Raw genomic sequence first — 17,587 nt, 5'->3', positions numbered from 1 at the left:
TACGAGGACGGCTCAGTGCGCCGCCTGCACCGCTCGCAGTCGGGCCAGCACCTGGTCGCGCAACTCCTCCGGTGCCGTCTCCTTGCACGCTCGCGCCACGACCTCGGTGAGGGTCGTGGCCACGAGGGCCTCGTCCCGGCACGCGGCGCAGTGGTCCAGGTGCTCGGCGATATCCGAATGCTCCGTCTTGCACACCTCGTGGCGCAGATACTCCTCGAGGTCGCGGCGGGCCTTCTCGCAGCCGCAGTCGGTCATTTCGCACTCCTTGTCGCGGTCGTGTCGATCCCGCGTTCGTTCGCATAGTCGGCGAGCAGCTCGCGCAGCAGCCGTCTGCCGCGGTGCAGCCGGCTCATCACGGTGCCGATGGGGGTTTTCATGATGTCCGCGATCTCCTGATACGCGAACCCTTCGACATCTGCGAAGTAGACCGCGAGGCGGAAATCCTCGGGGATGGATTGCAGTGCATCCTTGACGACGGATGCCGGCATCCGGTCGATGGCCTCCGCCTCCGCGGACCGGGCGCTGGAGGCCGTCGTGGACTCCGCACCGCCCAGCTGCCAGTCCTCGAGGTCATCGATCGTGCCCTGATAGGGCTCGCGCTGCTTCTTGCGGTAGGTGTTGATGTAGGTGTTCGTGAGGATGCGGTACAACCACGCCTTGAGGTTGGTCCCCTGCGTGAACGACGCCCACGAGGCGAACGCCTTCACGAAGGTCTCCTGAACGAGATCGGCCGCGTCGGCAGGATTGCGCGTCATCCGCATGGCAGCTGCGTACAGCTGGTCCATGAACGGCAGCGCTTGCTCCTCGAACTGGGTGCGTGCGTCGGATGCGGAATCGACCTGGTCGCTCATCACGCGCAAGTCTACGTCCGCCCCGTCCACACCCCGCAGTGGAGCATCAAGCGTGATCATTCGTCTCCTTCAGTCGCGCAGAAGGCGCGGTTCGTTAGGGTAGAACGCGATGAGCATCGCAGAGTATTCCCCCAGTCATGCCACGCCCGACGGCGGATGGCCCGCCCCCACCGTCGCGGGGTCTCTTGACGTCGCGGTGGCCGTGCCCGGTTCGAAGTCGCTGACGAACCGGGAACTCGTCCTGGCCGCCATCGCCGACGGACCCGGACGGCTCATTTCGCCGCTGCATTCCGACGACTCCGCGCGCATGATCGAGGCGCTGCGCATGCTCGGGGTGGACGTGCAGGAGGTCGCCGGCACCGGCGTCTTCGGACCCGACCTGGTGGTCACCCCCGCGTCGCCGCTCGCCGGCGACGCCGTGGTCGACTGCGGTCAGGCCGGCACCGTCATGCGATTCGTCGCCGCGATCGCGGGGCTCGCCTCGGGCGAAGTCACGCTGACCGCCCATGAGACGGCGCTGCACCGCCCGATGGGCGAGATGATCAAGGCGCTCCGCGCCGTGGGTTCGGACATCGACGACGAGGGCACCTGGTCGCTTCCGTTCATCGTCCGCGGCCACGGTCACGTCCGCGGCGGCGAGGTGGAGATCGACGCCAGCGGGTCGAGCCAGTTCGTGTCGGGGCTGCTGCTGGCCGCTCCCCGGTTCGACGTGGGACTGACGCTGCGACACGTCGGCAGCCGACTGCCGAGCGTTCCTCACATCGACATGACCGTCGAGGCGCTCGGCCGACGCGGCGTGCACGTGGAGCGGCCGACGCCGAACGAGTGGATCGTGCCTGCAGGCCCGGTGCGCGCGAAGGACGTGGCGATCGAGCCGGACCTGTCCAATGCCGCACCTTTCCTGGCGGCCGCGATGATCGCCGGCGGCCGCGTTTCGGTGGCGGGCTGGCCCGCCCACTCGACGCAGCCAGGTGCCCTGCTGACCGAGATCCTCCAGGTGATGGGGGCACGCACCCAGCGTCGCGGCGGTGCCCTCACCGTCACATCCGGGCCCACCGGCATCCACGGCGTTGATCTGGACCTGTCGGCGGCGAGCGAGCTGACCCCCACCCTGTTCGCGCTGGCCGCGTTCGCCGACGGCCCGTCGACCTTCACCGGGATCGGCCACATCCGCGGCCACGAGACCAACCGCATCACCGCCCTCATCGGCAACCTGCGGGCCCTCGGCGGTGAGGCCGAAGAGCTGTCCGACGGCATCCGCATCGTGCCGCGCCCCCTCACCGGGGGGATGTGGCGAGCCCACCACGACCATCGCATCGCCACGGCCGGCGCCCTCATCGGGCTGGCGGTGCCCGGTGTCGTCGTCGACGACATCGGCTCGACCGCGAAGACCATGCCGGAGTTCCCGCAGCTGTGGGCTTATCTGGTGCGCCGCGCCGGCGTGGGCGACGCCCAGTGACGATCCACGGGCGGGGCACGCAGTGAGCTGGCTCGACGACACCGACGGCCCCGACGATGCCCCGGAGTTCGATGAGGCGAACATCCGCATGCGCCCGAACCCGAAGGCGAACCGGCCGCGCACCAAGCGCCGTCCCGCGCACGCCGACGCCCGCATCGCGCGGGTGCTGGGAGTGGACCGCGGTCGCTACACCGTGCTGATGGACGAGGACACCCCCGACGAGCACACCGCGCTGGCAGTGCGCGCCCGCGAGCTGCGCAAGACGCCCATCGTCAACGGCGACCTCGCCCGAGTCGTCGGCGACACGTCGGGAGGCGACGGGACACTGTCGCGCATCGTGGGCCTGCAGGAGCGCACCTCGCTGCTGCGCCGCTCCGCCGACGACACCGACCAGGTCGAGCGCATCGTCGTGGCCAACGCCGACCAGATGCTCATCGTCGTCGCCGCCGCCGACCCGGAACCCCGGGAGCGTCTGGTGGACCGTTACCTCATCGCGGCGCTGGATGCCGGCATCCGCCCGCTGCTGGTGGTCACCAAGACCGATCTGGCCGACCCCACGGCGTTCCTGTCCCACTTCGACGGCGTCGAAGGGCTGCAGGTGTTCACCAGCGCCCGCGGCGCGATGCCGACCGCCGAGATCGGCCGCCACCTGTCCGGCCACTCGACCGTGTTCGTCGGCCATTCCGGTGTGGGCAAGTCGACGCTCGTGAACGAACTGGTCCCCGACGCGCACCGCGCCACCGGCGTCGTGAACCAGGTGACCGGCCGCGGCCGCCACACCTCCAGCTCCACGGTGACACTGCGCTACCACGGCGAGAACGGCAACGGCTGGGTCATCGACACCCCGGGCGTGCGCTCGTTCGGCCTCGGGCACGTGGACCCGGCGAACATCCTGGCGGCGTTCACCGACCTCGCCGCGGTCGCCGCGGAATGCCCCCGCGGGTGCACGCACCGCCCCGACGCACCCGATTGCGCCATCGCCGAAGCAGTGGCGGAGGGCAAGCTCGGCCCCAACGGCCCGGCACGACTGGATTCGTTGCATCGACTCCTCACCACCTTCGCCGATAAGTGAGCCCGGCACCGCGTCGACGTCTTTAGGCTGGAGGGATGACTTCCCCGCAGCCCGGCACCGCCGCACCCGATTTCACCCTCACCGACCAGGACGGCCGGCAGGTCTCGCTGTCATCGCTGCGCGGCCAGCGGGTCATCGTGTACTTCTACCCCGCGGCGATGACCCCCGGGTGCACGACCCAGGCCTGCGACTTCCGCGACAGCTTCCCCGCGCTGCAGGCGGCCGACTACACCGTGCTCGGAGTCTCCCGGGACGACCCCGCGAAGCTGCGCGCGTTCCGCGAGCGGGACGCGCTCAGCTTCGACCTGCTGAGCGACCCCGACCACGCCGTCCACGAGGCGTACGGCGCGTGGGGCGAGAAGATGAACTACGGCAAGGTCGTCGAGGGCGTCATCCGCTCCACGTTCGTGATCGACGCCGACGGCGTGATCGAGCATGCCCTGCGCAACGTCAAGGCCACCGGTCACGTGGCGCGGCTGCGCACGCTCCTGAAGGTCGGCTGAGCTCGGCTCAGGCGGCGTCGCGGTCTTCCGAGCGCGGCGCCGCCTCACGCACGCCGAGCACGAGCAGCACCAGTGTCAGCAGTGCCGGACCCGCCAGCAGCAGGGCGACCGTCGGGTCGGCGAAGGTGCCGGTGACGGCGCCGAGTGCGACCGCCAGCAGCAGCAGCTGCACGACGATGCCGCCCGAGCGCCCCCACGACTGACCGCGGAAGACCGCGACCGAGAATGCCGCGACGGCCACCGCCGTGACGGCGGTGAGCACCATCAGCGCGATGGCACTGGACATCGATCCGGTGTCGCCGCCGGCCAGAGCGACGACCTGCCAGCCGACGAGGGCGGCGACCCCCAGCGCCTCGAGCGCGAGCAGTGCGCCGCCGAGTCGTGCGATGGGAGTGGGCGCGGGGGTGGTCGGCATCCTGAAATCAGCTTCCGAGTTCGGGCGGCTTTGTGCGAATCCTCCAGGGCATTGGGCAGATCCTCAGCCAGTTCTGCCGAACACGCAGGAATAAACCCTTGCCGGGACTCGCCGCACTGTGAAACCATTGACAAGTTGTGTGCTCCCACAGCGAAGTGGGGCGAGCAAGAGGCTCGCACATCCCCAGAGTACCGGAAACCCGTATCCGCACTCTGAACCGCACGTGAACGTTTCCCCCCATCAAGGAGCACCCCAATATGGATTGGCGCGACAAATCCGCCTGCCTCACTGTCGACCCCGAACTGTTCTTCCCTGTGGGCAACACCGGCCCGGCAGTGGAGCAGATCGAGAAAGCGAAGGCGGTGTGCGCTCGTTGCACCGTCACTGAGATCTGCTTGCAGTACGCCCTCGAGACCGGCCAGGACTCGGGCGTGTGGGGAGGATTGTCCGAAGACGAACGGCGCGCGCTCAAGCGCCGCGCCGCTCGCGCCCGCCGCGCCAGCTGACACGGCGGGGCGCATCGGCCCCACACGCAAACGACGCGGGGCCCCCCCCCGCCGGGGGGGCGGGCGTGGGGGCGGGGGGGGGGGCGCCGCGCGAACCCCGGGGGCGCCGCCCCCCCCACACCCCACACCCCCCCCCCCCCCCCGCGGGGGGGGCCCGCGTCGTTCGTGCGTGCGGGGCTCAGCCGGCGCTGCGCTCGATGTAGCGCAGCGGAATGTCGATGGTCACCTCGGTGCCGCTGCCGGTGATGGTGTGCCAGTCGATGGTGCCGCCCAGCTCGCCCTGAATGAGCGTGCGGACGATCTGGGTACCCAGGCCCCGGCCCACCTGACCCTCGGGCAGGCCGCTGCCGGTGTCGCGGACGATGACCTGCAGCCGCTCGTCGCTGCGCTCGGCGGCGATCTCCACATCTCCCTCCTTGCCGGCCAGGCCGTGTTCGACGGCGTTGGTGACCAGTTCCGTCAGCGCCAGGGCCAGGGGCGTCGCGTATTCGCTCGGCAGCGTGCCGAACTGACCGGTGGTGCGCGTGCGAGCCCGGGTGTTGGGTGCGGCGGCGACTTCGGCGACCAGTTTGAGCACCCGCGCGAACACCTCGTCGAAGGCGACGTTCTGCGCCAGTCCCTCCGACAGCGTGTCGTGCACCACCGCGATGGCCGACACGCGCCGCATCGCCTGCGTCAGCGCCTCGCGGGCTTCGTCGGAGTGCGTGCGGCGCGCCTGGATGCGCAGCAGCGACGCGACCGTCTGCAGGTTGTTCTTCACCCGGTGGTGGATCTCACGGATCGTGGCATCCTTCGTGATGAGCTCCTGCTCCTGATGGCGGATCTCCGTCACATCGCGGCACAGCACGATCGCGCCGATGCGCTTGTCATGGTCGCGCAGCGGAATCGTCCGCAGCGACACGGTGACCCCCCGCGCCTCCACGTCCGCCCGCCACGGCGCACGGCCGGTCACCACGACCGGCAGCGACTCGTCGAACTGCCGGTTGGCGGGGAGGATGCCGGTGGTCACCTCCACGAGCGACTCCCCCTCCAGCTCCTCTTCGAAGCCGAGGCGGTTGAACGCCGACAGCGCGTTGGGGCTGGCGAAGGTCGTGATGCCGTCGGGGTCGAGGCGGATGAGGCCGTCGGAGGCGCGCGGCGCGCCGCGACGGGGAGAGGTGGGGGCGTTCAGATCGGGGAAGTCGGCGGATGCCACCATCGAGAACAGGTCGTCGGCGCAGTCGTTGAAGGTGATCTGCTGCCGCGACGGTGTGCGCGTCTCCCCCAGATTGGTGTGGCGGGTGAGCACGCCGATGACGTGCGGGGCAACGTCGCCGTGGGCGCGTTCGCGCACGATCGGCACGGCGCGCACCCGCGTCGGGGTCTCCTCGAACCAATCGGGCGACGCCGAGTCGACGATGCGCGCGCCGGTGAAGGCGTCCCGCACCTGGGTGCGCCACTGCGGCCGCACCCGGTCGCCCACGATGTCGCGATAGAACAGGGTGGCCGATCCGCTCGGACGGGTGTGCGCGACGGCGATGAACGAGTCGTCGGAAGTGGGCACCCACACCACGATGTCCGCGAAGGCGAGGTCCGCCAGCAGCTGGCCGTCACCGGCGAGGCGGTGCAGCCACTCCACGTCTTCGGCGGATGACCGCCCCTGGGCATAGACGAGATCGCTGAGCGTGGACACCCTTTCACCCTAACCGGGTGTGGTTCAGGCGGTCCGCGCGAAGACCCCCTTGCCGCGGCCGGGTCGCGCCCGGCGTGAGCGGGCGGCGGCGGGCGGCGCGGACGCGACGGGGGCGACCGCCTCCCCCACGAGCCTGCGCACGGCAGCCGACAGCGCGCTGCGCCCTGCCACCTCCAGTACCGGTCGGGCGGCGAGCATCGCGGCATCCGTCGCCTTCAGGTCGTACGGCAGGAACCACACGTCCCGGATGCCGCAGAACCGGTCCAGTGTGGCGCGCACCTGCCCGCGGGGGTCCACCCCCAGCACTCCCCCTCGCATGCGGTTGACCACCACGATCACCGGGGTCGCCCCGATCGTGGCGCGCAGTTCGGCGTGACCGCGGACGAAACGGGCCATTCCGACCGGGTCTGCCGATGCGACGGCCACGATGAGGTCGGCCGCGCGCACCGCCGCGAGGGCTGCGGCGTTGCGCCGGGGGCCGGCGAGGTCGCTGACGATCTCCTCGTCCCGCTCGAGCGAGGCGGCCACATCGACGATCGTCTCGTCCGTCCAGGCGCGGCACACCTGCAGCGCCGCTGTCACGCGCTGCGCGCTCAGCTCCGGCCAGCGACCCGGGCGATTGAGCCCGGTGAGCACTTCGACGCCGCGGCCCAGCGGCACGCTGATGCGGCTCAGTTCGGCGGGGGTCAGCGCGTCGTGGTCGGCCTGCCGGCACGCCGCGGCGAACCCCGGGCCCTCGTCTGCCAGGCCCAGCGCCAGCGCCAGCGACGGCGCGTGGGTGTCGGCATCCACCAGTCCCACTCGCCTGCCGTCGCGGGCGAGCTCCACCGCCAGTTCCACCGCGACGGTGCTGCGGCCGGGCGCTCCGGTAGGTCCCCACACCGCGATCACGCGGCCCGCACGCGTCGGCGGGGTCTGCGGCTGCGGCGGTCCCGATGCCAACGCTGCGGAGATTCCGCGGCCGTCGGCCAGCGCCAGCGGGGCCGGCAGCCCATACAGCTCGGCCAGCCGCTCGTCCCCCTGCGTGTCGCACAGCGGGACGATCCGCACCCCGTGGCGGTCGCACAGCGACACCAACGCGGGACCGATCGTGTCGCGGCGCAGCTCCAGCAGCAGCAGGTCGGCGGCGGTGACCGCCGCCAGCAGGTCGCGGCCCTCGTCGCCCAGCAGCGCGTCGGCAGCGGCGCGGGCGGGCGCTGCGGCGGCCACTGCGGCCACCGCCTGCACCCCATCGCGCTCGAGCGCGAGCGCGATGTCCGAGGCTGCGGCGGCGTCGACAGCGACGACGGCGCTGGTCACCGGGTACCGCCCGCGACGGGTACGACCGACAGCGCGGCCCCTCCGGCGATCGCCGCGAGGGTCGCCGCGACATCGGCGCGCGGGATGATCAGCTCCAGCGCGGCGCTGTCGCTGCCCATCACCGAGTCGTCCCGGGTGACGGTGGCCACCGTCGCGTCGGGCACCAGGATGCGCGGCTGCTCGAACCGGCCGTGCTCCAGGGCCGCCGCCGCCCAGATCTCCACGCTTGCACCGGACGTCACTGCGGCGGGCACGTCGGTCGCGGAGCGCAGCACCACCGAGGTGAGGTCACTCGCCGACGCAGCCCCGACCGCGCTGAGCGGCACCAGTTCGCCCTTGGTGATCGTGCGCGTCGCGATCGTGCCCGGCTCCAGCAGCCCCGGCGCGGCGTACGCGTCGCCCACCTGACCCAGGGCGACGTCGACGACCTGGAGCGAGCCGGCATCCACCTCCTCCCCCGGCACGATCGTGCGGGCCGCGGCGAACACCGGCACCGTCTGGCGCGCCGCCGTGACCACGAACCACACGCCCGCGACCGAGGCGACGATGAGCACGATGCCCAGCACGAACCGCATGTCGGCCCAGAACGCGCGCGTGCGCGCGGGCGGGGAGTCCGGTGCGATCATGCACCCATGGTGACCGAACCGCGCCGGGCGTGCGGAGGTTTATCCACAGCCCGGCGCGCGTCGGCCCGGTGGGGGTGGTGCCCCCGATAATGGGGGGATGCCGGCCACCCCGCCCCCCGATGCGCCGCTGCTCGCGCCCGCGCAGGTCGCCGAGCTGCTCGGCGTGTCGGTCGACGAGGTGGTCGCCCTGGTGCTGGACGGGCGCTTGCGGGGGATGAAGGTGGGCTCACCGGCGCAGTGGCGGATCGAGCCGGACAGCGTGGCGGGCTACCTCGACGACCAGGCCGAAGAGGCGCGGCGCATGGCGCTGTGGCGGCAGTCCAACGCCGCGAGCTTCCCGGAGCTGTGGGGCCGCGGCACGGTCCGCCGGCCCGACTGAGCCCTCACCCGAGGGCTGCGGCGGATTCCAGCCGCACCCACAGCAGCGAGGACATCGGCACCATCCGGTGGCCGCTGACGGCGTCCGCCCGGCGCGGCTGGTCATGGTCGTGCAGGGCCAGATCGACGTGGTCGGCACCGGCGCGGTCGATCGTGCCCGACAGCATTCGCCCGCCGGCCAGTCCCGCCGTCACCGGGATGCGTCGGCGCGACAGGTCCCGCAACACGAATCCCAGCGTCATGCGGTCGGCCAGCCGCGCTGCGGCTGCCTCGGCGCGCGCGGTTCGCAGCAGTTCCGCGTGCGGCATCCCGATCGTCGCCGCCCCCGTGAACGGCACCAGCAGCGCGCCGCCGCGGCGGGTCGCGAGGGTCAGCGCGAACCAGTCGGCGCCTACCGCCGATACCCTGCCGGCACCGCCGGTGCCGTCGATGAGTTCCACCGAGACCGCGGCATCCGTGCCCAGCAGAGCCCGCAGCCGCTCCCGCAGCGGCAGGCGGGACACCCGCAGCCGCTCCGCCTCGGTGTCCAGCGCCGCCCGTTCGGCCTCCCATTCGGACGCGAGCTGGTCCTCGAGGTCCTCGAACAGGCGATCCCAGCGCATCCCGCGAATGTAGCGCCCCGTCCGGGCGACGCCGAAGCACTGTCCACAGGTTGGAGGATTCTCACCCCGAGGGTTGACCCGCTGTGGTTCACTCGTGCCAGTTCCTCGTCGAGAGATTGGACGACGCATGGTCCCGACACCCTCACCGGCACCGCGTCCCGCCCCCTCCTCCGTCGCCGTGGACGACTTCCTCGCCCCGCAGCGCACGTCCACCAGCGATCTGCCCGATCCCGAGCCGCTGCTGCGCAACCTCACCCGCGGGGTGCTGGAAGTGCTCGCCGGCGTGCGGGAGGTCGACCAGCTCGCGCGTTGGTTCACCGAGGAGCCGTTCCATGCGCTGGTCACCCGGGCGAACCTGCGCGCCCGCGCCCGCAGCGCCCGCGGTGTCGCCGCCACCCGCCCGGTGCACGTGATCGGCACCATCATCCAGTCCTCCCCCGCCGATGGGGTCATCGAGGCGGTCGTGGTGGTCTCCGGACCGGCACGCACCCGCGCCGTCGCGATCCGCCTCGAGGGCATGGACCGGCGCTGGCGGGCGACGTCGCTGGCGCTCCTCTAGCCGCTACGGAGCGTCGGCGTCGATCAGCTCCAGGAGCGACTTCAACGCGTCACGGATCTCGGCGTGATCGTGCTGACCGGCGCGGCTCTCGGCGGAGATGATCCCCGAGCGGTGCACACGGCGGAAATCGCCGAACGGGAACGTGTAGGCCTGCTTGGTGTGGCGGTTCTGGTCGCGGTCCACGCCCAGGTGCCAGTGCGCGTACTCGGTCCACCCCGCCCGTTCGATGAATGCGTTCTCCTCGTCCGCGCCGGGGGCGGCCTCGGACCAGGCATCGCGGTCGTCACGCACGACCTTGCCGTCGCGGATGAGGGCGCGCGCGTGGCGCAGGGCGGGCCGGTTCAGTTCGATGGACATGACCCGACGATACGAGTGGGCCTCGTGGGAGCGCTACTGCTTGTACGACGCCAGGAAGTTGCCCAGGCGCTCGATCGCCTCGCTGAGCACCCGGGCCTCGGGCAGCGTCACGATGCGCAGGTGATCGGGAGTGGGCCAGTTGAACCCCGTCCCCGGCACGAGCAGCACGTGCTCGGCGACCAGGAAGTCGTACACGAGCTTGCCGTCGTCGCGGATGTCGTGCACCTCGGGATCCAGCCGCGGGAATGCGTACAGCGCCCCCTGCGGCTTCAAGCACGAGACACCGGGAATGGCCTCCAGGCCCTCCCACGCGGCATCCCGCTGCTCGTGCAGCCGCCCGGTCGGGGCGATGAGCGCCTCGATCGACTGCACGCCGGACAGCGCCGCCTGCACGGCGTACTGGGCCGGCACGTTGGGGCACAGGCGTGTGGATGCCAGCAGCTGAATACCCTCCAGGAAGCCGGCGGCGTGCTTCTTGGGGCCGGTGATGACCATCCACCCGGAGCGGAATCCGGCGACGCGGTACGTCTTGGACAGGCCGTTGAAGGTGAGGCACAGCAGATCCGGGGCGAGGGTCGCCAGCGGGATGTGCAGCGCGTCGTCGAAGAGGATGCGGTCGTAGATCTCATCCGACAGCAGCAGCAGCGAGTTCTCGCGGGCGATCTCGACGATCCCCTGCAGCACCTCGCGGGTGTAGACCGCGCCGGTGGGGTTGTTGGGGTTGATCACGACGATCGCCTTGGTGCGGGGCGTGACCTTCGCGCGGATGTCCTCGAGATCGGGCTGCCAGCCGTTGGCGTTGTCGCAGCGGTAGTGCACCGGCGTGCCGTCGGCCAGGCTCGTCATCGCCGTCCACAGCGGATAGTCCGGCGCCGGGATGAGCACTTCGTCGCCCTCGTCCAGCAGCGCCTGCATCGTCATCGTGATCAGCTCGGACACGCCGTTGCCGAGATAGACGTCGTCGGGGTCGAATGACGGGAACCCGGGCGTCTCCTCGTACCGGGACACCACGGCGCGGCGCGCCGACATGATGCCGCGGCTGTCGCTGTAGCCGTGGGCGTGCGGGACCGCCTCGATCATGTCGCGCACGATCTGGAACGGCGCCTCGAAGCCGAAGATGGCCGGGTTGCCGGTGTTGAGCTTGAGGATCGTGTGTCCGTCGTCCTCGAGACGGTCGGCCTCGGCCAGCGCCTGGCCACGGATCTCGTAGAGGACGTTCTTCAGCTTGCTCGACTGGTCGAGATTGCGCAGCGGACTCATCGGCTCAGGATATCGCCGGTGCCACCGGCCAATGACCCATCCGTGGCCCGGCCCCCCGGCGGCATCCACTCCCCGGCGCAGGAGAACTCACCGACACAGGAGATTCCAGCCGGATTCGTCCTGTGTCGGTGAGTCTTCCTGTCCCGGTGATGCGGGACAGTGCCTGCCGCTACTTCTTCTTGCCGGTGGCGCGGCGCTGTGCGCGGTTCTGTGGAGCGGATGCCGGGCCGGCCTCGGCTGCGGAGTCGGTGCGCTGGCCGAAGGCGCCGCGGGGCGCCTCTTCGGTCACGGTGGCCGCCGGGGCGGGAGCCGTGCGGGCCTGCCGTGCCTTGGCGGTGGCCGCCTGCTGCACCTGGCCGCGGGCGTTGCGCACCTCCACGTCGCCGGAGTCGCTGGGGGCGGAGTACTCCAGGCCCTGCTGCTCGGGGGCGACGAGCCCCTTCGCCTCGACCTGCGCCTCCTGACCCTCGGCGCGGCGCACCTCGACCTCGAGGTTGTAGAGGAATCCGACCGACTCCTCCTTGATCTGCCCCATCATCGCCTGGAACATCTGGTACCCCTCGCGCTGGTACTCGATGAGCGGGTCGCGCTGGGCCATGGCGCGCAGGCCGATGCCGTCCTTGAGGTAGTCCATCTCGTAGAGGTGTTCGCGCCACCGGCGGTCCAGCACCTGCAGCACGACGCGCCGTTCCAGCTCACGCATGGCGGGAGAGCCGAGGGTCTCCTCACGGCGGGCGTAGGCGATCTTCGCGTCGGAGAGGATCTCGCGCTTGAGCACCTCCGGGGTGATGCGGCCCTTGTTGCCCGCTTCGGAGACGACCTCGTCGATGGTGACCCCCACCGGGTAGAGCGTCTTGAGCTCGGTCCACAGCGCATCGAAGTCCCAGCTCTCGGTGTGACCCGAGGAGGTGTGGTCGTCGATGACCGACCCGATGGCGTCTTCGATGAAGTGCGCCACCCGGTCGGAGAGGTCGTCACCCTCCAGCATGTGCCGGCGGTCGGCGTAGATCGCCTCGCGCTGGCGGTTGAGGACGTCGTCGTACTTCAGGACGTTCTTGCGGATCTCGGCGTTGCGCGCCTCGACCTGGGTCTGGGCGCTCTTGATGGCCCGGGACACCATGGTCGATTCGATCGCGACGTCGTCGGGGAAGTTGGTGCGCGCCAGGATCGCCTCGGCGGCGCCCGACTGGAACAGCCGCATCAGGTCGTCGGTCAGCGACAGGTAGAAGCGGCTCTCACCGGGGTCGCCCTGACGGCCGGAGCGGCCGCGCAGCTGGTTGTCGATGCGGCGGGACTCGTGCCGCTCGGTGCCGAGCACGTACAGGCCACCGGCCTCGACGACCTTGACGGCCTCTTCGGCGACGGTGTCGCGCACCGCCTCGTAGACGGCATCCCACTCCGACTCGTACTCTTCGGGGGTCTCGACGGGATCCAGCCCCTTGGCCTTCATCTCCTGCACCGCGAGGAACTCGGCGTTGCCGCCGAGCATGATGTCGGTACCGCGACCGGCCATGTTGGTGGCCACCGTCACGGCGCCCAGGCGCCCGGCGCGGGCGACGATCTCGGCCTCACGGGCGTGGTTCTTGGCGTTGAGGACCTCGTGCTTGACACCCTTCTTCGCCAGCAGTCGCGAGAGGTACTCGCTCTTCTCGACGCTGACGGTACCCACGAGCACCGGTTGCCCGGCGGCGTGGCGCTCGGCGATGTCCTCGACGACCTGGGCGAATTTGGCCTGCTCGTTCTTGTAGACCAGATCCGGCTGGTCCTTGCGGATCATCGGCTTGTTGGTGGGGATCGGGACCACACCGAGCTTGTAGGTCGACATGAACTCCGCCGCCTCGGTCTCGGCGGTACCGGTCATGCCGGCGAGCTTGTCGTACAGGCGGAAGTAGTTCTGCAGCGTGACGGTGGCCAGCGTCTGGTTCTCCGCCTTGACCGGCACGCCCTCCTTGGCCTCGATCGCCTGGTGGATGCCTTCGTTGTAGCGCCGCCCGACCAGGATGCGGCCGGTGTGCTCGTCGACGATCATGACCTCGTCGTTCATCACGACGTAGTCGGAGTCGCGCTTGAACAGCGCGAGGGCCTTGATCGAGTTGTTCAGGAAGGAGATGAGCGGGGTGTTGGCCGACTCGTACAGGTTGTCGATGCCGAGGTAGTCCTCGACCTTTTCGATACCGGGCTCGAGCACGCCGATGGTGCGCTTCTTCTCGTCGACTTCGTAGTCGACGCCGGGCTCGAGGGTCTTGGCGATCTTCGCGAACTCGACGAACCAGCGGTTGGCCTCGCCCGATGACGGACCGGAGATGATCAGCGGCGTGCGCGCCTCGTCGATGAGGATGGAGTCCACCTCGTCGACGATGGCGTAGAAGTGACCCCGCTGGACGAGGTCGTCCTTGCGCCAGGCCATGTTGTCGCGCAGGTAGTCGAACCCGAACTCGTTGTTGGTGCCGTAGGTGATGTCGGCGTTGTACTGCTGGCGGCGCACCTCGGGGTTCTGCCCGGCGATGATCGTGCCGTACGTCATGCCGAGGGCGCGGTAGACGCGGCCCATCAGGTCTGCCTGGTACGAGGCGAGGTAGTCGTTGACGGTGATGACGTGCACGCCCTTGCCTGCGATGGCGTTGAGGTACACCGGGAGTGCGGCGGTCAGGGTCTTGCCCTCACCGGTCTTCATCTCGGCGATGTTGCCGAGGTGGAGCGCTGCCCCACCCATCACCTGCACGTCGTAAGGGCGCTGGCCGAGGGTGCGCTTGGCTGCCTCGCGCACCGCGGCGAACGCCTCGGGCATGAGGTGGTCCAGCGTCTCGCCCGCTTCGTACCGGGCACGCAGCTCCGCGGTCTCGCCGCGCAGCTCCTCATCGGTCAGCTGCGCGTAGTCCTCTTCGAGGGCGCCGACTGCCTTGACGACCTGCTGCAGGCGCCGCAGCACCCGTCCCTCGCCGGCGCGGAGCAGTTTCTCGAGAGGGTTGGCCACGGGGCATCTCCATCTGTCGGGTCGGCACGGATGTGCCTGCGCCCTCGCGCTCGGGCGCACGGGCATACACCGCCATGTTATCGGGCCGTGACCTTGACGTCGCCTGCAGACGCATCCGGACCTCTCGCCCTGAGCGAACCGGCCACTGCGCCGCGGCCACGGCTCTAGGATCGTGATATGGCCGGATTCTGGGGCAAACGCAAGCGGGAACAGCAGGAACTGCAGGGGCAGGACGCCGATCTTGCCCGCCGCGCCGGCGCGGCGCTGGTCGCGACCGACGAACGGCTCCGGGTCACCACCGACGAACTGGTCTTCGCGGAGGCCGAGCTGGGCGCGGAGTCCACCGCCGAGCTGCGCGAAGCGCTCACCGCGGTGCGGCACCACCTGGGCGAGGCGTTCCACCTCAACCAGCTCAACCACGACGACATCCCCGACACGCTCGAGGAGCTGCGCACCCGCAACGCCCGGATCGTGCAGCTGTGCGAGTGGGCCGACGATCTGCTCGATGACCGCACCGGCGCCCTCGCGGAGCGCATCGAACGCGCCCGGCGCGCACCCGAGATCCTCGCCGGCGTCCGCTCGGAGGTCCAGCGCCTGACCGATCGGCTCCCGGCGGCACGCACGGTCGTCGAACGGGTCAGCCGGCGGTACGCCCCCGAAGCTCTGCAGCGCATCGCCGGCAACCCCGACGAGGCCGCCGGCCTGCTGGAGTTCGCCGCACACGGCGCCGAGGTCGCCGAACGGCGCCGCGACGCCGGAGAGCGGGGACCTGCCAACCTGGCGCTGGAGACGGCGACCGAGGCGGTGCGCCGCGCCGCGACGCTGCTGGATGCCGTCGACGACTTCGAGGTCGAGGCCCTGCGCGCCCAGTCGACGCTCGCCGCGGTCGTGGCCGACTCCCGTGAAGACATCGTCGCCGCGCGCAACGCGCCGCAGGTGCCGGCGGTGACCACCGCCGTCGCCGAGCTGGAACGCGCGCTGGCGAGCCTGTCCCCCGCCGGCGGCAAGGCGGACCCGTTCGCCGAGCTGACGGTGCTGCGTGAGAAGAACGCCGCACTGGACACCGTGATCGCCAAGGCCCGCGAGCGCGCCGCCCGACCCGTTCCCGCCGAGGCACACGTGCGCCACGCCGTCGACGACGCCGACCGCCAGCTGGCGGTGGCCCGCTCGGTCATCGCCGGTCACCGCGGCTGGATCGGCGCCGACGCTCGCACCCGCCTGGCCGAGGCGGAGAGCCTGCGACTCGACCTCGCACCCATCATCACCGGCACCACCATCCCGGAGGACGATCGGGAGAAGGCCCTCGCGGACGCCCGCCGCTGCGGCCTGCTCGCCTCCGAGGCGCTGCAGTACGCCCAGCGCGACATCGACTCGTCCCGCCCGCAGGATCCCGGCTGGGGCGGCCCGCAGGGCGGCTACGGTCGCGGTGGTCTCGGTGGCAACAACATCATGGGCGGTCTGCTGGGCGGCCTCGTGATCGGCAGCCTTTTCGACGGCATGTTCGACTGACCTGGCACGACCCGAGCACGACGAAAAGCGGATGCCGCGTGGATTGGTCCACGCGGCATCCGCTTGTTCATGAGATGGCTACGACGCCAGCTTGGCCTCGGGCGGCGCCGTGGCCGCGAGCGAGATCACGCCGTAGTCCCAGCCCTTGCGCCGGTACACGACGCTGGGCTGGTCGGAGCGGGCGTCGATGAAGAGGAAGAAGTCGTGGCCGACCAGCTCCATGCGGTCGACCGCCTCTTCGACGGTCATCCACTCCGCTTCGAAGTTCTTCGTCCGGATGACCACCGGGGTGTACTCCGGCTCCTCCGTGGTGCCCGTCTGCACGGGGATGGTGCCGGTCGCGACGGCTTCCAGCACGTCCAGCGACGCCGGCTGCACGTCGATTCCCTCGAGTGCGCCGTTCTCCTTCTTGAACGTCGCCCCCCGCGGGTGGTTGCGGGCGTCCAGACGCTTCTCCTTCGCCCGGCGCAACTGTTCAGCGAGCTTGTCGACCGCCAGATCCAACGCGGTGAACTTGTCACCGTCGGTGGCCTCGGCCCGCACGAGCGGACCCTTACCGGTGAGCGTCAATTCCACGGTCTCGTCCTCGACTCGACCGTTGTGGTACGCCCGGTGGGTCACCTTGACATCGAGCCGCTGGGCTCGGGGAGCGAGGTGTTCTACACGGAGGGCCTTCTCTTCGACAACGGTGCGGAATCGATCGGTGATTCCCACGCCCACGCCGACGATGCTGGTATCCATCCTTGACCTCCTTGGTCCGGTCCGCCCGGTCAAGGGCGGACCATCAGTCGCCTTGTCCCTTCAACGCTACTGCGCCCGGGTGCCCCTGTCACTTCGAAGGTGCCGTATGTCGGCGGTTCGCCGTCGCCGCGACCGTCGCCGCCCCCACCACCACGGCCCCCGCCGCGCGCAGTGCACGTGCCGCCTCGGTCAGGGTCGCGCCGGTGGTGACGACATCGTCCACCAGCACGACCGACAGCCCCGCGACGTCGTGCGCCCGCATGCTCAGCGCGACGTTCTGCGCTCGTTGGTCGCGGTGCAGCCCCCGCTGGTCTGCGGTGGCCCGCACGACCCGCAGCAGCCGCTGGGGGTGGACACAGGCACGCCGGGCGACCAGCTCCACCGGCCGGTAACCGCGTCGCCGCATCGCACCGCCCGACGCGGGCACCGGCACCACCACGCCACGCCCGATGCCGGCCAGAGCCGCGGTCAGCGCCGGGGCGAGGGAAGCCGCCAGCGACGTGCGCCCGTCCTCCTTGAACGCCCGGATGACGCGCGCCGTCACGCCGTCGAAGGCGAGGCCGCTGCAGACGTCGAGGGAGTCCAGGCGGCGGCGCTGGGCCACCGGAGCAAGCGCCGCACGGCACGTCGGGCAGAGCGCGACGTCGGGCAGGTCGCAGCCGGCGCACCACGTGGGAAACGCCAGCGACAGCGCCTCGGCGAGCGCGTCGCGCACCGGATGAGCAGAACCGGACATGCCGTCAGTGTGCGCCGCCGGGCGTCGCACGCGTCGGTGCCGAGACCGGATCCGGGGATCCGGTCGAG

Annotated in this window: 19 protein-coding genes; 7 read left to right on the top strand and 12 right to left on the bottom strand. The window is 70.8% G+C overall.

Translation table 11 applies throughout. The features are described 5' to 3' along the window. Nucleotides 1–12: 12 nt before the first annotated feature. Both NQ151_RS13670 and NQ151_RS13665 read right to left on the bottom strand, forming a co-directional pair. Nucleotides 13–255 (bottom strand): alpha-ketoglutarate decarboxylase, encoded by a 243-nt coding sequence (locus NQ151_RS13670; RefSeq protein ID WP_257509424.1) that lies wholly within the window; start codon nucleotides 253–255, stop codon nucleotides 13–15. Continuing rightward, nucleotides 252–851, bottom strand: coding sequence for a sigma-70 family RNA polymerase sigma factor (locus NQ151_RS13665; protein WP_257509423.1), 600 nt, complete (start codon nucleotides 849–851; stop codon nucleotides 252–254). Before NQ151_RS13665 ends, NQ151_RS13670 begins: the two co-directional genes overlap by 4 nt. Nucleotides 852–960: 109 nt before the next feature. On the opposite strand from NQ151_RS13665, the gene aroA reads away from it, so the two are divergent. Genes aroA through bcp form a run of 3 tightly spaced genes read left to right on the top strand, consistent with a single transcriptional unit; the run spans nucleotide 961 to nucleotide 3,885 of the window. Then, a complete protein-coding gene (gene aroA / locus NQ151_RS13660) occupies nucleotides 961–2,310 on the top strand; it encodes a 3-phosphoshikimate 1-carboxyvinyltransferase (protein WP_257509422.1) in 1,350 nt (449 codons plus the stop codon). A gap of 22 nt (nucleotides 2,311–2,332) precedes the next feature. Continuing rightward, nucleotides 2,333–3,382 carry a ribosome small subunit-dependent GTPase A gene (rsgA, locus tag NQ151_RS13655; protein WP_257509421.1) on the top strand — a complete coding sequence of 350 codons (1,050 nt, stop codon included), beginning with the start codon at nucleotides 2,333–2,335 and terminating at the stop codon, nucleotides 3,380–3,382. 35 nt (nucleotides 3,383–3,417) lie between these two features. Continuing rightward, complete coding sequence (gene bcp, locus NQ151_RS13650) at nucleotides 3,418–3,885, top strand: thioredoxin-dependent thiol peroxidase (protein WP_257528416.1); 468 nt, start codon at nucleotides 3,418–3,420, stop codon at nucleotides 3,883–3,885. Nucleotides 3,886–3,892: 7 nt separating this feature from the next. Here bcp and NQ151_RS13645 read toward each other — a convergent pair whose 3' ends face one another. Next, complete coding sequence (locus NQ151_RS13645) at nucleotides 3,893–4,300, bottom strand: histidine kinase (protein WP_257509419.1); 408 nt, start codon at nucleotides 4,298–4,300, stop codon at nucleotides 3,893–3,895. A gap of 257 nt (nucleotides 4,301–4,557) precedes the next feature. On the opposite strand from NQ151_RS13645, the gene NQ151_RS13640 reads away from it, so the two are divergent. Continuing rightward, nucleotides 4,558–4,806: a WhiB family transcriptional regulator gene (locus NQ151_RS13640; protein WP_191718336.1), complete on the top strand. Its 249-nt coding sequence runs from the start codon at nucleotides 4,558–4,560 to the stop codon at nucleotides 4,804–4,806. Between the two features lie 178 nt (nucleotides 4,807–4,984). Here NQ151_RS13640 and NQ151_RS13635 read toward each other — a convergent pair whose 3' ends face one another. Genes NQ151_RS13635 through NQ151_RS13625 form a run of 3 tightly spaced genes read right to left on the bottom strand, consistent with a single transcriptional unit; the run spans nucleotide 4,985 to nucleotide 8,403 of the window. Further along, nucleotides 4,985–6,478, bottom strand: coding sequence for a sensor histidine kinase (locus NQ151_RS13635; protein WP_257509418.1), 1,494 nt, complete (start codon nucleotides 6,476–6,478; stop codon nucleotides 4,985–4,987). A gap of 24 nt (nucleotides 6,479–6,502) precedes the next feature. Further along, nucleotides 6,503–7,777: a CpaE/TadZ family protein gene (locus tag NQ151_RS13630; RefSeq protein ID WP_257509417.1), complete on the bottom strand. Its 1,275-nt coding sequence runs from the start codon at nucleotides 7,775–7,777 to the stop codon at nucleotides 6,503–6,505. Then, nucleotides 7,774–8,403 (bottom strand): CpaB family protein, encoded by a 630-nt coding sequence (locus tag NQ151_RS13625; protein WP_257528415.1) that lies wholly within the window; start codon nucleotides 8,401–8,403, stop codon nucleotides 7,774–7,776. The genes NQ151_RS13630 and NQ151_RS13625 overlap by 4 nt, the downstream gene beginning before the upstream one ends. A gap of 97 nt (nucleotides 8,404–8,500) precedes the next feature. Here NQ151_RS13625 and NQ151_RS13620 point away from each other — a divergent pair, with 97 nt between their 5' ends. Next, nucleotides 8,501–8,782, top strand: a complete 282-nt coding sequence (locus tag NQ151_RS13620; RefSeq protein ID WP_257509415.1) for a helix-turn-helix domain-containing protein — start codon at nucleotides 8,501–8,503, stop codon at nucleotides 8,780–8,782. Nucleotides 8,783–8,786: 4 nt separating this feature from the next. Here the strand turns inward: NQ151_RS13620 and NQ151_RS13615 are convergent, their stop codons facing one another. Next, entirely contained in the window at nucleotides 8,787–9,383 is a 597-nt protein-coding gene (locus NQ151_RS13615) for a hypothetical protein (protein ID WP_257528414.1), read from the bottom strand. A gap of 127 nt (nucleotides 9,384–9,510) precedes the next feature. Here NQ151_RS13615 and NQ151_RS13610 point away from each other — a divergent pair, with 127 nt between their 5' ends. Next, nucleotides 9,511–9,942 carry an Rv3235 family protein gene (locus tag NQ151_RS13610; protein WP_257528413.1) on the top strand — a complete coding sequence of 144 codons (432 nt, stop codon included), beginning with the start codon at nucleotides 9,511–9,513 and terminating at the stop codon, nucleotides 9,940–9,942. 3 nt (nucleotides 9,943–9,945) lie between these two features. Here the strand turns inward: NQ151_RS13610 and NQ151_RS13605 are convergent, their stop codons facing one another. The 3 genes from NQ151_RS13605 to secA all read right to left on the bottom strand — a co-directional run bounded on the left by NQ151_RS13605 (nucleotide 9,946) and on the right by secA (nucleotide 14,533). Continuing rightward, on the bottom strand, nucleotides 9,946–10,299 hold the full coding sequence (locus tag NQ151_RS13605; RefSeq protein WP_257509412.1) for a hypothetical protein: 354 nt from the start codon (nucleotides 10,297–10,299) through the stop codon (nucleotides 9,946–9,948). Between the two features lie 33 nt (nucleotides 10,300–10,332). Then, on the bottom strand, nucleotides 10,333–11,559 hold the full coding sequence (locus NQ151_RS13600) for a pyridoxal phosphate-dependent aminotransferase (RefSeq protein WP_257509411.1): 1,227 nt from the start codon (nucleotides 11,557–11,559) through the stop codon (nucleotides 10,333–10,335). Nucleotides 11,560–11,728: 169 nt separating this feature from the next. Further along, nucleotides 11,729–14,533, bottom strand: coding sequence for a preprotein translocase subunit SecA (secA, locus tag NQ151_RS13595; protein ID WP_257509410.1), 2,805 nt, complete (start codon nucleotides 14,531–14,533; stop codon nucleotides 11,729–11,731). A 177-nt stretch (nucleotides 14,534–14,710) separates the two neighbouring features. Here secA and NQ151_RS13590 point away from each other — a divergent pair, with 177 nt between their 5' ends. After that, nucleotides 14,711–16,042 (top strand): hypothetical protein, encoded by a 1,332-nt coding sequence (locus NQ151_RS13590; RefSeq protein WP_257509409.1) that lies wholly within the window; start codon nucleotides 14,711–14,713, stop codon nucleotides 16,040–16,042. A 78-nt stretch (nucleotides 16,043–16,120) separates the two neighbouring features. Here the strand turns inward: NQ151_RS13590 and hpf are convergent, their stop codons facing one another. Both hpf and NQ151_RS13580 read right to left on the bottom strand, forming a co-directional pair. Beyond that, nucleotides 16,121–16,783, bottom strand: coding sequence for a ribosome hibernation-promoting factor, HPF/YfiA family (gene hpf / locus NQ151_RS13585; protein WP_257528412.1), 663 nt, complete (start codon nucleotides 16,781–16,783; stop codon nucleotides 16,121–16,123). Nucleotides 16,784–16,871: 88 nt separating this feature from the next. Beyond that, a complete protein-coding gene (locus NQ151_RS13580) occupies nucleotides 16,872–17,519 on the bottom strand; it encodes a ComF family protein (RefSeq protein WP_257528411.1) in 648 nt (215 codons plus the stop codon). Between the last annotated feature and the right edge of the window lie 68 nt (nucleotides 17,520–17,587).

Source organism: Microbacterium sp. zg-YB36 (genome assembly GCF_024623575.2).
Taxonomy (GTDB): domain Bacteria; phylum Actinomycetota; class Actinomycetes; order Actinomycetales; family Microbacteriaceae; genus Microbacterium.
This window is presented reverse-complemented; position numbering and strand designations above follow the sequence as displayed.